The following is a 15,243-nucleotide window of genomic DNA, read 5'->3' as shown; positions in this document are numbered from 1 at the left end:
AGCGGTACCATTGTTGCGCTGCAACAGATTCAATACTCAGACCTAATATCCTTTTTAGTGATTATGCCGGGGCATTTTATCGGCGATCTTCGTATATTTGAGCGCCGGTTCCATCACCGCGCCGGTGTGCAATTGCCCCACGGTCTGACGGTAGATTTCCTGCCACATGGTCGCCGATTCCGGCACCGGCGGGATGCCGTCGGCCTTGCGCGCGGCGATTTCCTCATAGCTGACCAGCATATTGCAGGCCCCCGTATTGAGATCGATGCGGATCACATCCCCCGTCCGCAGCCACGCCAGACCGCCGCCGACCGCACTTTCGGGTGACGCATTGAGGATCGACGGCGAATCCGCCGTCCCCGACTGACGTCCATCGCCGATGGTCGGCAAGGACGTGATGCCGCGTTTCAGCAGATGATCGGGCGGCTGCATATTGACGACCTCCGCAGACCCCGGCCAGCCGACCGGGCCGGAACCCCGGATGACGAGGATCGAGCGCTCGTCGATCCCCAGCGCCGGGTCGTTGATGCGGTGATGGTAGTCGTCGGAACCGTCGAAGACGAAGGCCTTACCTTCGAAAATATTTTCCTGCCCCGGTTCACTGAGATAGCGTTTGCGGAATTCGTCGCTGATGACGCTGGTCTTCATGATGGCGAAGTCGAACAGATTGCCCTTGAGGACGAGGAAACCCGCCCGCTCCATAATCGGCTCGGCGATGGTGCGGATCATTTCGCGGTCACGCGTTTCACGGCCTGCGACGTTTTCGGCCAGGGTCTTGCCGGTGATCGTCGCCGCCGTCCCGTCTATGATGTTTTCCTTGAGCAACTCGACGTGGATCGCCGGGACGCCGCCCGCGCGGTGGAAGCGCTCGCCCAGATACTTGCCCGCGGGCTGCATATTGAGGATCAGCGGGATGTCGTAGGCCGCCATCCAGTCGGCTTCGGTCAGTTCCACGCCCGCGTGACGCGCCATGGCCACGATATGCGGCTGAGCATTGGTCGACCCGCCCAGCGCTGCCACGGCGGCAATGGCGTTGGTGAACGAGGCCTTGGTCAGGATCTTCGACGGTTTGAGGTCTTCGTACGCCATCTCGACGATGCGGCGGCCGGTTTCATAGGCCATCTGCCCGCGCTCACGATAGGGTGCGGGAATAGCCGAGCAACCGGGCAGCGACAGACCCAGAGTTTCGGCCACCGCGTTCATCGTCGAGGCCGTGCCCATGGTGTTGCAATGGCCCGACGAAGGGGCGGAGGCACAGGCGGCTTCTAAGAACTCGTCCTCGGTGATCTTCCCTGCCGCCAGCGCCCGGCGCGAGCGCCAGATGACCGTACCGGAGCCGACCAGTTCGCCCTCGTGGTGGCCGTCGAGCATAGGTCCGCCCGACAGGACAATGGCGGGGATATCCACGGCGGTCGCCGCCATGATCCCCGCCGGAGTCGTCTTGTCGCAGCCGGTCGTCAGGACCACCGCATCAATCGGGTATCCGTGAAGTATCTCGACCAGAGTCATATAGCTGAGGTTGCGGTCTACCGCCGCCGTCGGACGGCGGCAGTTCTCGAAGATCGGGTGGCAGGGAAACTCCATGCAGATGCCGCCCGCGTCGCGGATGCCGTCGCGGGTGCGCCTGGCCAGTTCCAGATGGATGCGGTTGCACGGGCTGAGGTCCGACCCCGTCTGGGCGATACCGATGATCGGACGGCCCGAGCGCAGTTCCTGCGGCGTGATGCCGTAGTTCATGAAGCGCTCCAGATACAAGGCCGCCATGTCGATATGACCGGGGGCTTCGAACCATTCCTGAGAACGGAAGCGACCGTTCGGGGTCTGCGGTGTGCGCGTCATTTAGAAGGCTCCGATGGTCTTGCGGCCCGTCACAGTGATGGTCGCCGCGGTTCCGGCGGCCGGTTTGAGGTCCTTACGCGCCTCCGGCTGGCCGCCACCGATCCATAACTCGACCGCTCCGGCCTCTACCTGACGCTGGCCGTTGACGTCGACCACGCTCATCGCCTTGGCATCGACCGTAAAGGTGACCTTTTTAGTTTCACCGGCCTTCAGGCTGATGCGCTGGAAGCCTTTCAGGGCGCGGACCGGGGCGCCCGTAACGGCGCGTTTGACGTACAGCTGGACCACTTCATCGCCATCGCGCTGGCCACTATTGGTGACGCTGACCGTGACCTTGACGCTGCCGCCCGCCTTGACGCTCTTGGCGCTGAGCACCGGCTTGCCATAGGCAAAAATCGTGTAGCTAAGGCCATAACCGAACGGATAGAGCGCCTCGCCGGTGAAGTAACGGTAGGTGCGCCCATTCATCGAATAGTCCTTGAACGGCGGCAACTGATCGGCGGACTTATAGAAGGTCAGCGGCAAACGGCCCGCCGGACTGAAATCCCCGGCAATCAGGTTGGCGATGGCGCGACCGCCCTCCCCGCCCGGATACCAGGCCTCAATGATGGCGGGCAGGTTCTTGTCCGCCCAGTTGACGCTCATGGCGCTGCCGTTCATCAGCACCAGCACGACCGGCTTACCCGTCGCGTGCAGTTGCTCGATCATCTTCTGCTGCGGCGCGGGCAGATCAAGCGAGGTGCGGTCGCCCCCAGCGAAACCAGGTGCTGCCACGCGCATTTCCTCGCCTTCAAGGCGCGAGGTCAGGCCCGCCGCAAAGACGATCAGGTCGGCGTCCTTCGCCGCCGCGACGGCCTTTTCACCGCCGGCGCTGGGGCGGCTCCACTGGAACTTCTGGTCTTCGCGGGTGCCGCGCTGCACGGCTTCGACGCGCAGTTTATAGGTCTTGCCCGCCTCTAACTGGACGTCGCTGTCCGACGTCGGCCAGGCGATGTCCCACACGTCCGCGATCAGCTTGTCGTCGATAAAGACGCGATAGCCGTCGTCGCCGGTAAAGCGGAAGCGGTGCGCACCGGTTTCCTCGGCCTTGATATAGCCGCTCCAGCGCGTCGAGCTTTCACGCTCTTCGCGCGTCGGACGGCCCCAGCTGAATTTGGCGTTCTTATCGGTGCGGGTGGCAACCACTGCGCCTTCCAGCTTCGGTCCCTTGAACTCCTCGAATTTCAGGCCCTTTTCTGTACAGGCGGCGTCGACACACAGCACGCTGTCGGGCACATCCTGAAGCGGCGGCGCAACCCAACCCGTGCCTTCGATATAGGTTACCTCGGCGTCGGGAAAACGCGCCTTGATCCCGGCATAAACGGTGATCGGCTTTGACGGGGTGCCGTTATAGTTGCCGACCAGCGCCTCGGCGGTATTGGCGTTCGGGCCAATGACCGCGATGCGTTTCGGCGCAGCCTTCAAGGGTAGAAGACCATCATTTTTAAGCAAAACCAGCGACTTTTCGGCGGTTTTTAAATTCAGTTCGCGCTGTGCCGGGGTGTCGTAATCCTTCGCCGTAATCGCCGCATAGGGCCCGGTGCCCGGCGCATCGAGCAGGCCCAGACGATAACGGACCTCGAACATGCGAATGAGCGCCGCGTCGAGATCGGCCTCGCTCATCAGGCCCTGCTTCACCGCATTGACGGTGACTGCCGGATCGAAGGTCTTGTTACCATTGAAATCGCAGATCAGGTCGGTCCCGGCCTTCACCGCCGAGGCGACCGCTTCTTCCGGCGTCTTCACATAGGCGTGCGAGGTCGTCAGATAGAAATCCGCCACGGCGGCGCAGTCCGACACGATATGGCCCTTGAAGCCCCACTGGGTTTTCAGGATGTCCTTGAGATACGGCGTGTAACCGCAGGCAGGGACACCATTGACGGCATTGTAGGCGCACATCAGCCCCTCGACGCGGGCCTCGGTCACGCCGGCGTAAAACGCGGGCAGATAGGTATCGACCTCGTCACGCTTCGACGGGTGAATATCGTCGAAATGGCGGTCGGCTTCGGGGCCGGAATGGACGGCGAAGTGTTTGATGACGGCGGCGGTCTTGGGGTGTTTCGGATCGTCACCCTGCAAGCCCTTGATGAACGACACGCCCATGCGCGAGGTCAGGAACGGGTCCTCGCCATAGGTTTCCTGTCCCCGGCCCCAGCGCGGATCGCGGAAGATATTGACGTTCGGCGACCAGACGCTCAGGCCTTCGTAGCGTTTCGTCGAACCGCCCGAGGCCGTGCGGGCCTTCAGGTTCTTGGCGCGAAACTCGGTGGCGATCGTGTCGGCCACGTCGTGCATCAGGCTGGTGTCGAAGGTCGCCGCCAGACCGATCGCCTGCGGAAACACGGTCGCCTCACCCGCCCGCGCCACGCCATGCAGGCCTTCGTTCCACCAGTCGTAGGCAGGTACCCCCAGACGCGCAATGGCCGGAGTGCCGCTCTGAAGCTGCGCCGCCTTTTCCTCAAGCGTCATCCGCGACACGATATCCACCGCCCGCGCCTGCGCCGTCGCCTGAGCATCGAGGTACGGCGGCTTGACCTCGGCGGTCGCAAGCTTCGGCGGCGTTTGGGCCCCAACCGGGGTACAGGCCATACTCAGGCCGAGCAAGATCGCGAGCGTCTTCGACAGGGGGGTGGTTTTCATGAACGGCCTCGGTAAAGCGAAGTCTGAAACGGGTGAAAGATCAGGGCGGACATAGATCTGGAGACATGCCCGCCCCTCAAGGTGTCCAACGGGGAGCTGGAAACATTGGGGACATCAGGTTGACGGCGTCGCGGCCGGAATTCAGCGTGCGCGCATCTCTTCTGGAGAGGTCATGATCGGATCGTCCCTGTATTATTGTTCTACGGGCCGAATACGACGTTGCGTAGAGCGGCCATACCAAATGGTAGCGCTAACTTTTTTGAAACACAAGATCAAATCCAGGTATTTATTCAATTAATTCAATAATCTTATAAATACGCATGACATTCCGACGCAAACCGCCCTCCAGCTGGTTTACGCTTGCCTCACATGAGTTCAGACGCGCCGAATAGCCAAAACCGACAAAAGAACAATGTTTTAGTTGCGATACCGCAGTCCAATGAAAAACTGCCGTCCGGAGAAATTGGTGCCGCTGAGCAGATGCGCGCTGGTCCGGTCCCAGGTCTCGACGCCTTCGTGCGTCAGGTTGAGCCCCTCGACCGAGAGCGTCAGGCCGGGGCGCAGGCGGTAGCTGGCCGACGCATCCCAGTAGGTGGCGGGCTCCGTACCGCTGGCATCGGTGTTCCACGAGCCCGGCACGTTGATCAGAAAGCGGTCGCGGTAGCTGGCCGACAGGCGCAACTGCACCGGGCCTTTGGCGTAATAGACCGTGCCGTTATAGGCGTTGCGGGAAATATTGATCAGATCGGTCCGCAGACGGACGTCCGACACCGGGCTGAGGTCGTAATTGATGCGACTGATCACGTAGGTATAGCTGAGTTTCATACCCAGACCCGACAGAAGCCCCGGCAAGGCCGTGAATCGCGTCTGGTAGTTGATCTCGGCGCCTTGCAGCGGCCCGCCGGGCGTATTGACGACGCTGATGATGTGGAAATCGTCGTCGGGCGACACGCCACTATACTGCAGCAGTTCCTCCGGCAGACCTGTCACCCGGTACGGGGCCACATAGGTCAGGGTCTGGATATAGGTCGAGATGTCCTTGTAGAACAACGACACCGACGCCGCCGTGTCCCGCGACGGATACCACTCCCAGGCCAGGTCGAGGCTGGTGGCGCGGATCGGCTCGATCAGCGGATTGCCGGTTGTCACCTGCCGCCGACCGCCATTGACCGACACCGTCGTCGCCGCCGCGATGGTCGACAGCGGCGGCCGCGTCATGATCTTCGCGGCGCTGAACCGCAACAGCGTATCGGGGCGCAGTTCCGCCGTCAGATTGAACGACGGCAAAAAGTCATTATAGACGCGCTCGACCCGCGTCAGGACGAAGCGGCTGGGATCGGTTTCGGCGGGGACGTTGCTATAGAAGCGCGAGGCCTGATGGGTGCGTATCTGCCGCACGCCCAGATCGCCGCGCAGGGGCACGCCGTGCCACGCCGTCCGGAAATGCAGGCGGGCATAGAGGGCGGCATCGTTTTCGATCACCGACTGATTGAGACCGCGCGCCGAGGGCGGCGTCGTGGACAAGGCTGTGCGACCGCTATTGGACAGCAGGTCGTAGGCCTTTACGAAGGCGTCAATATCCGGCACCTGCCAGCAGCGCGGCGTTCCCCCCGGTGGATCGATCGTGCCCATGCCGCAGAACAGCGTTGTCAGGCCGGTCAGACCGTTCGCGGGCGCCGGGAAATTGGCCTCCCCCGCGACATAGCGCGACCCCATCGACCTATACGCGTAGCGTTTCAGTTCCAGCCCTGTTTCCAGCCGCCACAGCCCCCCCGGATCGTAGGTGGCTATAATCTTTGCTATGTCGTGGTCGTTGCGCACATAGTTGGGCCGCAGACGAATTTCAGGCCCTGCCGCGCCGGTGCCGCCCGCCTGCGTCACCAGCGGCCCGAAGTACCAGTTCGACGGATCGGTGACATCGAATCCATAGTCGATCACCGGCCGCGTCTGGCCGCTGTCGCGGATATCGAAGCTGTAACCATCGACGTTGAAGCGGTCGATCTGAACCGTCAGTTCCTTGAAATTATCGAGCTTCGAGCGCGACGCGCCGACGGCTATATCCAGCCCCAGCCGGGAGCTCAGCTGATGCCGCAGGCGCAGCGAGGTCTGACTGAAATCGGTCTGGAAATCGTCGATGGTGACTTCGGAGCGCACATCGACATTGTCGAACACACCATAGATGACCGCCTGATCGGCGTCGAGTTCGATCCGGCGCGGCACGATTTCCGGCTTGCCGCCCTGCGCTGCGCCACGACTGAAGCCGATGGCCTCCAGATAATAGTCGGTGCGCTGCGTCTTGTGCCGGGCCAGCAGCAGGTCCGCCGTCAAAAGGGTACGCGGCGACGGCTGCCATTGCAGGCTGCCGGTCAGGCCGATGCGCTCGACAGTGCCGATGGAGTTGGTGTAGCGGTAAAATTGCGGATGATAGGTCGCCGCGCGATTGAGCCGGTCATAGGCCGCCACAGACGACGCCAGATCGGCGGCGGGCACATCGCACAGACCGCCGGTCCCCGCCGTCGGCTTGCAAAACCCGCCGTTGGCGGTGCCCTGATTCCAGCCGCCGGAATGCACCCCCTGAAGTTCCAGTGGCGTTTCGGCATAGGTCACCGAGACCAGCAGGCCCAGCCGGTCGCCGTCGAAGGTATTGCTGATCAGGCCGGTGGCACGCTGACCCGACCGGTGGCTGAGGTCGTTATAGCTGCCCTGCACCGCAAAGGCATGGACCGGCCCCTTGCGGTCGAAGGGCCTCGGCGTCACCAGATCCACCGTCGCCCCCAGCGACCCTTCGGGTTGATCGGCGCTGGAGGTCTTGCGGATATCGATCCGGCTGAACAGTTCGGACGGAAAGACGTTAAGGTCTGAGCCCCGGCTCTTGTTGGCGCCCGTGCCGATCCCTTCGGTCACCGCCTGCGCCTCCATGCCATTGATCGTCACCCGGGTAAAATCCGGCCCCAGACCGCGCACGGTGATGCTGCGCCCCTCGCCCTGATCGCGCGCCACGGCCACACCCGCCACGCGTTGCAGCGCCTCGGCCAGATTATTGTCGGGCAGCTTACTGACGTCTTTGGCGACGATGCTGTCCATCAGGCCGTTGAACTGTCGCTTTTGTTTCAGCGCCTCGATCAGGCCCTGACGATACCCCCTGACGACGACCACCGGAACATCCTGCAGGCGACGCGGCGGGTCGAGCGGCAAGCGCGGAAGTGCCGAGGGGGGCGCGGGCTTTGCACGCGGCTCGGCAGCGGCGCGCACGATGTAGGACCCGCCGGGGGTCCGGCTGTAGGTCAGTCCCGTGCCGCCGAGAAGCCTGTCGAGGGCCTCGGCCACCGTGAAGCGCCCCCTGAGCACGGCGGATTTCCGGTTGGCCACCGACTCCGGCGCGAAGACGATATTGACGCCTGCCCGGGAGCCAACCCCGGTCAGGGCATCGGCCAGGGGCTGAGCGGGCAGATTATAATCCACAGATGCCGAAACCTGGGCCAAAACTTGGGCATGCGCCTCCGTTCCCGCCACAACGGCAGGTCCTATAACGCCGACGGCGCATAGAAAGAGTGTGGTTTTCATCCCCGGCCCGGTTTAACTGGCTTTGTTGTGGCGTCTGTATAACAGATGACTTGGCAAATCGAAGCCGACAATTTTCACGCATGAAATAGTTTTAGTAAGTCAAGCGCAGCGTGTCGCCCTCGCGACGCACCCTGAGGCCGTTCAGTTGCGCCACGGTCGCAGCGAATTCCGCTGTATCCTGTGCCTGAAAGACGCCGGACACGCGCAGTGCCGCCATGCGCCGGTCGCTCAGCACGATGCGGGTGGTACTGTAGCGATTGATCTCACCGACGGCCTCGGCCAGACTCGTGTCCGAGAAAATGATCTCCCCCCGCCGCCAGGCGGTGACGGTCGCCACAGCAGGGCGGTCCAGCACCGGACGGGCCGTGTCGCGAACCGTGGCCCGTTCACCGGGCGACAGGATGACGGCGGCGTCCGGGTCTTTAGACAGGGGGGCGACCTCGACCTTGCCTTTCAGCAGGGTGACGGCGACGGACTCCGGTTCGCGACGCACGACGAAGACCGTACCCAGGGCGCGGACCTGTTCATCGCCCGCGCGCACCAGAAACGGACGCGCCGCGTCGTGACGGACCTCGAACAGGGCCTCGCCGTGCGTCAGATTTATCTGGCGTCGGGCGCCCGAATAGCGCACCTGCACCTCGGTATCGGTATTGAGCATGACCCTCGATCCGTCGGAGAGGGTCAGGGTGCGCTGCTGCCCCGGCCGGGTCTCATAGACGACGGCGCGGGATTGAAACGCGTAGATACCCAGTCCGATCGTGGCGATCAGCGCGGCAGCGACGGCCGGGAGAAAGAACCGGCGAGCTTTTGGCGCAGCCCGTGTGTCATTCGCGGCCTTAATGCGCGCCAGAGGAGCGGCGTCGGGCAGGATATCCCATACGCCGCTGACGCGGTCGAAGGCTTCCGTCGCGCCCGGAGTCGTCGCCAGCCACGCCTCGAAGGCCGCTTCGGCCGCGGGTGTACGGTCCTCGTTTTGCAACCGGGCCAGCCAGGCCGCGGCGTCGGCGGTGACGCGCGACCGGTCTTCGTCTTCAACCTCCCCGCTCACCATGCCTCCATCCACTTCGTCAATTCGAGGGTTGCCCGGGCAACCTGCTTTTCCACGGCCGCGACCGTCATGCCTTCGGCGGCGGCAATCTCCTTGAAACTCTTGCCGTCAAGGCGGCGGCTGAGCAAGATACGCCGCGTTTTTTCCGGCAACCGCTCCAGCCCCTGCGCCGCCCGCTGCAAGCGTTCCTGCCCGCGCAATATCTCGTCCGGCAGGGGCGTATGGTCGCGTGCCGTTCCGGCGTCATCGCCCATATCGACAAAGGGCGCCACCTTGCGCCGCCGCGCCATATCGAACGACAGATTGACGGCGGTGCGGATCAGCAGGGCCTCGGGCGATTTGACCGTCTGAGTGCGCTCGAACGCCTCCACGCGCAGAAAGGCTTCCTGCACGAGGTCGTCGGCATCCTGAACCGCCACGCCCTTCCTGAGGATGGCGCGCCGGGCCTTGTCCAGCATTTGCGGTAGTCCGGCCATTACCTTCCTTTACCACCTGCTCCTTCAGACGAAAGGGCAAACCATATCCGACACGGACCATCTAAATAAAATATTGACTACGGAGCACATCCGCCCTGAGATAACGACACTCATCTCACGGAGCGAAGGCCATGATGGAACGGCGGCGCGTCATAACCGGCCTGACGGGCGCAGGCCTGCTTGGCCTTTCAGGGTTGCCGCGCGCGGTGCAGGCGGCTCCCCTGACGGCGCGGATCGCGGCACTGGCGGCGAAGAACCAGCCCAAGGTCGTGGCCTGGCGACGCGACATCCACGAACATCCCGAACTGGGCAATCGCGAGGTGCGTACCGCCGCGCTGGTGGCCGCCGAACTGCGTCGGCTGGGCCTTGAGGTTCACGAGAAGATCGCCCTGACCGGCGTGGTCGGCGTTCTGAAAGGCGATCGTCCCGGCCCGGCAGTCGCCCTGCGCGCCGATATGGACGCCCTGCCGGTGCTGGAAAAAACCGGCCTGCCCTTCGCCTCGAAAGCGACGGGCGACTATGACGGCAAGACGGTGCCGATCACCCATGCCTGCGGCCACGACGCCCACGTCGCCATGCTGCTGGGGGCCGCCGAGGTCCTGACGGCCCTCAAAGCGGATATAGCCGGCAGCATCGTTTTCATCTTCCAGCCTGCCGAAGAAGGCCCGCCGCCGGGCGAAAAAGGCGGCGCGGACCTGATGGTCGCCGAAGGCGTGATCGAAACCTATCGCATCACCTCGATCTTCGGTTTGCACGTCTGGCCAAAGGCGGCGGGTAAGCTGTACTGGCGGCCCAAGGGCTTCATGGCGGCTGCCGACCGGCTGGAAATCCGCCTCAGCGGCCGCCAGACCCACGGCGCGCAGCCGTGGAACGGCGTCGACATCACGGCGCTGGCCTCGGACATCGTCGGCGCCGTCAATCAGATCGCCGCGCGCCAGATCGACGTGACGGCCGAACCGACCGTCCTGTCGATCACCACCATGCAGGGCGGTGTGCGCTTCAATATCATCCCTGAGGATTTCAAACTGGGCGGGACCCTGCGCACCTTCTCCGAAGCCCGACGCGCCGATATCCATGCCCGCGTCACAAAGACCGTCGAGGCACTGGCTCAGGCCTATGGCGCGAAGGCCGAGGTCGAATTCACCCTGTCGGCGCCCCTGACCTATAACGACCCCAAACTGTCCGCCGACCTCATACCGGTTCTGGCGCGCGCGGCGGGCGGCGCCGACCGGATCGAGCCGAACACCACGGCGATCACCGGGGCTGAGGACTTCTCACAGTTCCAGAAGAAGGTGCCGGGGGTTTTCGCCTTTCTCGGCACCGCGCCGCCAAACAAGACACCGGAAGAGATCGCGCCCAACCATTCGCCCTATTTCGACATCTTTGAACCGGCGATGGAAACCGGTGTGCGCGCCCATGCCGAAGCCGCGCTGTTCCTGCTCGGCTGGAAGGCCTGATCCTAAGGATTCACGAAGCCCTGCACGTTTTCGGTCGTGATCGGCGTGCCGGTGACCTTGGCGACCTTGACGTTTTTCAGCGTAACGTCCCTCACCGGCTGTTCTTTTTCAGCCTTGAGGTAGGCGATGCTCTTGGCCTCCTGCACCGCGATGTTCGACACGTGCAGGCCCTCGATCGGTGTCAGCTTGCGCACATAGGTCGGCATCAGATTTTTCCACTGATAGAGGACGTCGGTTTCCACCGCCAGCACGCTGCCTTTGATCGAGGTGGCGCTGACGTTCGACATGTGGATGTTCTTCACATAACCGCCGCGGCGCTCGTTGGTTTTCACGTAGAGCAGGTTCATGATCGGCACGGCGTGACCGTCCGCGCCCTTGCCATCGCCGATGAAGTGGCAGTTGTCGACGAAGATATTCTCGATACCACCCGACAGTTCGCTGCCGACCGCCATAAGCTGATGCCCATTCTTGATTTTGCAATTACGCATGACGACATTCTTCGTCGGCGTATTGAGCCGCCACGCGTCCATGTCGCGGCCCGATTTGACCGAGATAGCGTCGTCGCCCTGATCGAAGACGCAGTCCTCGATCAGCACGTTTTGGCTCATTTCCGGATCGACGCCGTCATTATTGTGGCCGTGGGCGCGGACCTTGACGCGGCGGATGACCACGTCGCGGCACAGCAGCGGATGGATGCACCAGAACGGGCTGTCTTCGAGCGAGAAATCTTCCAGAAGTACGTTTTTGCAACGGTTGAACTGCACGAAATGCGGGCGCAGGTGGTTTTCCCCGGCGACCATTTGGCGTTCGCTGACCGGCACATTCTTGTAGGCCATATTGTAGAGCGCCACCAACGCATCCATGTGCGGCTTGGGGCGCGCGTACCACAGCTTCCACACGTCGAGCTTGGCTTTCAGCTTGCCTTCGCCGCTGATCGCCACGTTCTCGCACTCGAAGGCATAGACCAGCGGCGAATAGTTGAAACATTCGATGCCTTCCCACGAGGTCTGGACCGGCGGCAGATAATCCTCGGGCTTTTCCGAAAACAGCAGGGTCGCGCCTTTCGAGAGGTGCAGATTGACGTTGCTTTTCAGGTGAACCTTGCCCGTCGGCCACGTGCCATCAGGGATGACAACAACGCCCTGCCCTGCGGCATGGGCCGCGTCGATGGCTTTCGCAATGGCGGCGGCGGTCGCGGCCTGATCGTCCTGCCGCGCCCCGAAATCGGTGATCAGGAAACGTCGGGACGAGGTGAAGTCCGGCACGGTGATCGACGGCATGTCGAAGGGCGCAGATGCGCTCACCGTTTTGCGTTTTGCGAGCGGAATACCGGCACAGGCGCTTGTCCCCAGAAGGGGCACAGCAAAACCGGCATAAAGTACCGAACGGCGGGAAAAGATCATTGAGCAGTCTCCAGCACCGGTGCCTGCAAGAGGCCCGACGGCAAGGGTTTGAGGTTGTCCATGTTTTGCGGCTGGAAGCGGTCGCCGTACTTGGCCTTGAGCGCCGTATAGTCCGCCGCCGGACGCCCGGCCAAGGCATTGACCGCCGTATTGGCCACGCGGATTTCGAGGCGGTTGTCACCGGCTTTCAGGAACGGTTTGAGGTCGATGGCGTAGGGTGCGGTCCACACCGCGCCGACACGTTGGCCGTTGACGAAAACCTCCGCCGCGTCGCGCACCGGCGCGTTCAGCCATGCCCGGCTGCCGTTGCGGCGGCCATCGGGGATCACTTCGGGCGTGCCATTGCCGAAATTGAGCCGCGTCAGCCCCGCCGCAAGGTCGGCCTTGGTCAGTTTTACGGTCCGGCTGTAGGTCGCCACACCGGAAAAGTGCTGCCGCGCCGGGTCGTCGGTCCACGAGCCGAAAGCCGCGAGCGGTTTGGTCGACGCGCCGAAGCTCAGCGTCCAGCCGCTATCGAGGGTGCGCGACGACGCTTTGGCCGAAACGACCGGCGTCAGCTTGGCCGAAGCCGCCGCGCCGAAGACGAACACGCGCGACTCATACGGGGCCAACGTGACCGGCGCACCGTCCCAGACGCGCACCGTACCGTCGACGGCGTTCCATACCTGGCCGGTCTTGCCCGCGCTGAACGTCAGCGGCAGAGTCACCGGCGTGTTGCCGGTATTGGCGACGAAGTACAGATCACCGTCGGGCAGCTTGCGATGGACGAAACCCGTTTCCGGCGTGAGGCCCGTGACATCGCGCGCTGACAGGGTTTTCAACGCCGCCCCCACGGCGTTCTCCGCAACCGCGCCTTTGAACAGCCTAGCGCTGATCGCCTTGACCGCCGCCGTATCGGCATCAGCCTCCATCAGGTCTGCCCCGCTATCGGGGAAACGATCGACCGCGACGACCTTACCGCCCGCCTTCACAAAGGCTTCGATCTTTGCGTAGGCCGCTGGGTCGATGCGCGTCATCTTCGGCAGGATCAGCACCCTGGCGCGGAAACCCTTGGCCGACAGGGCCTGATCGTCCACATAGTCGAAACTGAACCCGGCATCGAGGATCTGCGACGTCAGGCCCTTGGTGATGTATTTCCCCGCCTCGCCATCGACCGATACTGTGCCCGGTTTCGACGCGGCCAGCGCGTCGTCCTGCGGGATATAGATGGCGACATCGGCGACGGGCTCGCCTTGTTGCAGCAACCAGCTCATGCGTTGGAGGTAGAGATTGACCTCTGGCATGACCGTCCACCACGGATTATGGTCGTTGAACACGGCGGCCGCGTACATGGCCCAGCCGGGCTCAGGCGCTTCCGGCGGCGAATAGGGCCAGCCGTGGGCGATGAAGTGGTTGACGCCTTGCAGCATCAAAGTGTCCGCCTCGGCCTTAATGTCGAGCGGGGTCGCCTGAAACGCGCCCTGATGCAGCCACGTCCAGGCTTCGGCGCTGGTCACCGGTTTACCGTACAGGTGGTTGGCGGAACTGGCCCAGCGCATACGCGAAAAGATGCGCCAATCGGCCCCTTCGCCGTCGGCCAGATCGACCCGCCGCATCGACGACAGCGTCACCGGCGGGTGGCCATAGGTTTGCGAGCGGAACCGCGTGCCGTTTTGCTCCGCCCAGTCGTTGACCGGTGTCAGATAGCGTTCCTCGGTCAGTTCAGCCAGCGTCAGGCCCCAGTCGCGGCGGATGGCGGCGCTGTCGGGGGTGGTGTCGAACCATTTGAGCAGATGCGGTTTGAGGTCGTAGCCACGGCGTTTTTTGAACTCAGCCAGCAGATCGTCGGTCCAGTCGGTGCCATAGGCCTCAAGGCTGTCACTGAAAACGGCATAGGGTTTGGCGTCGGGAAAGGCCGTCAGCAGGCGGTCGCCCACCGCGTGCAGATGCGTCTGCACGGCATCGGGGCTCATATGGTCGAGGACGTAGCCTTCGGAGCCGACTGAGGCGCGCTTGACCTGCTGCCCCGTCGGGGTTTGCAGCACGACGAAGACGGTGCGCGCGGCGGCTGCTGGCTTGACGGTGACCTTGCCCGCTGCCGGTTCGACCAACACCGCGTCCGCCGCTGAGGTACCGACAAAGGTGGCCAGCACACGTTCCCCGGCTTTCAACACAGGCAGATCGACCGAAACGGCCTTCGCCTCCAGCGGCAGCTTGACCAGCGTCACGCGAGCGGCGGCGAGGTCCGCGCTGATGTGTGGCCCGCCGAACGGCCAGCCCGACCCCAGCGTCACATCGACGCGCAGTCCCTCGGCGCGGCCTGCGTCATTGGCCAGTTTCAGCGCCGCCAGATGTGCGTCGGACAGATAGGGCTGATTACCGTCCAGTTCGAGCGGATAGAGTGCAGCCAGTTCAAACCCGCCAAAGCCGCCCTGCTTCATCGCCTTGATTTCGCGCACGATCTCGGCGTCCGACACCTTCGGGCCGAACCACCACCAGCGCACCATGGGCCGCGCCTCGGCTGGGGGATGATCGAAACCGTCGCGCAGGCTTTGCGCCGCGACAGGCCCCGAACAAAAGACCGTCTGGAGCATCGCCGTGGCGGCGACGAATGTCGTAGCGACCCTGAAGGCAAATTGGGGGCGACGCAAAGTAACCGGCATTGTGTTTCCTCTTCGTTTTTTATGTCGCGATCTGTCGCCGCTTTATACGCCGCCAAGGGCGTCATCCGTCACACCATTCTCGCCGTGATACCGGTGTCATAAAAACACTGAAATCATTTCAGAGGCGGTTCAACT

Annotated in this window: 8 protein-coding genes; 1 reads left to right on the top strand and 7 read right to left on the bottom strand. The window is 63.3% G+C overall.

Features of this window, described 5'->3' with window-relative positions; all coding sequences use genetic code 11:
- Positions 1-54: 54 nt before the first annotated feature.
- The 5 genes from PQU92_RS14740 to PQU92_RS14720 form a co-directional block, all read right to left on the bottom strand.
- Positions 55-1,839 (bottom strand): IlvD/Edd family dehydratase, encoded by a 1,785-nt coding sequence (locus PQU92_RS14740; protein ID WP_272749012.1) that lies wholly within the window; start codon positions 1,837-1,839, stop codon positions 55-57.
- Positions 1,840-4,518, bottom strand: coding sequence for a glycoside hydrolase family 3 C-terminal domain-containing protein (locus tag PQU92_RS14735; RefSeq protein WP_272749011.1), 2,679 nt, complete (start codon positions 4,516-4,518; stop codon positions 1,840-1,842).
- A gap of 417 nt (positions 4,519-4,935) precedes the next feature.
- Complete coding sequence (locus PQU92_RS14730; RefSeq protein WP_272749010.1) at positions 4,936-7,980, bottom strand: TonB-dependent receptor; 3,045 nt, start codon at positions 7,978-7,980, stop codon at positions 4,936-4,938.
- Positions 7,981-8,173: 193 nt separating this feature from the next.
- Positions 8,174-9,130, bottom strand: coding sequence for a FecR family protein (locus tag PQU92_RS14725; RefSeq protein WP_272749009.1), 957 nt, complete (start codon positions 9,128-9,130; stop codon positions 8,174-8,176).
- A complete protein-coding gene (locus tag PQU92_RS14720) occupies positions 9,127-9,606 on the bottom strand; it encodes an RNA polymerase sigma factor (RefSeq protein WP_272749008.1) in 480 nt (159 codons plus the stop codon). Before PQU92_RS14720 ends, PQU92_RS14725 begins: the two co-directional genes overlap by 4 nt.
- A 131-nt stretch (positions 9,607-9,737) precedes the next feature.
- Here PQU92_RS14720 and PQU92_RS14715 point away from each other — a divergent pair, with 131 nt between their 5' ends.
- Positions 9,738-11,063, top strand: a complete 1,326-nt coding sequence (locus PQU92_RS14715) for an amidohydrolase (protein WP_272749007.1) — start codon at positions 9,738-9,740, stop codon at positions 11,061-11,063.
- Positions 11,064-11,065: 2 nt separating this feature from the next.
- Here the strand turns inward: PQU92_RS14715 and PQU92_RS14710 are convergent, their stop codons facing one another.
- Together PQU92_RS14710 and PQU92_RS14705 are read right to left on the bottom strand one after the other, a co-directional pair.
- Positions 11,066-12,466: a glycoside hydrolase family 28 protein gene (locus tag PQU92_RS14710; protein WP_272749006.1), complete on the bottom strand. Its 1,401-nt coding sequence runs from the start codon at positions 12,464-12,466 to the stop codon at positions 11,066-11,068.
- Entirely contained in the window at positions 12,463-15,108 is a 2,646-nt protein-coding gene (locus tag PQU92_RS14705) for a glycosyl hydrolase (protein ID WP_272749005.1), read from the bottom strand. Before PQU92_RS14705 ends, PQU92_RS14710 begins: the two co-directional genes overlap by 4 nt.
- Positions 15,109-15,243 lie beyond the last annotated feature (135 nt).

Origin of the sequence: Asticcacaulis aquaticus (assembly GCF_028550415.1) — a bacterium.
Lineage (GTDB): Bacteria > Pseudomonadota > Alphaproteobacteria > Caulobacterales > Caulobacteraceae > Asticcacaulis > Asticcacaulis aquaticus.
The sequence above is the reverse complement of the archived record's forward strand: the minus strand, read 5'-3'. Positions and strand labels throughout refer to the sequence as shown.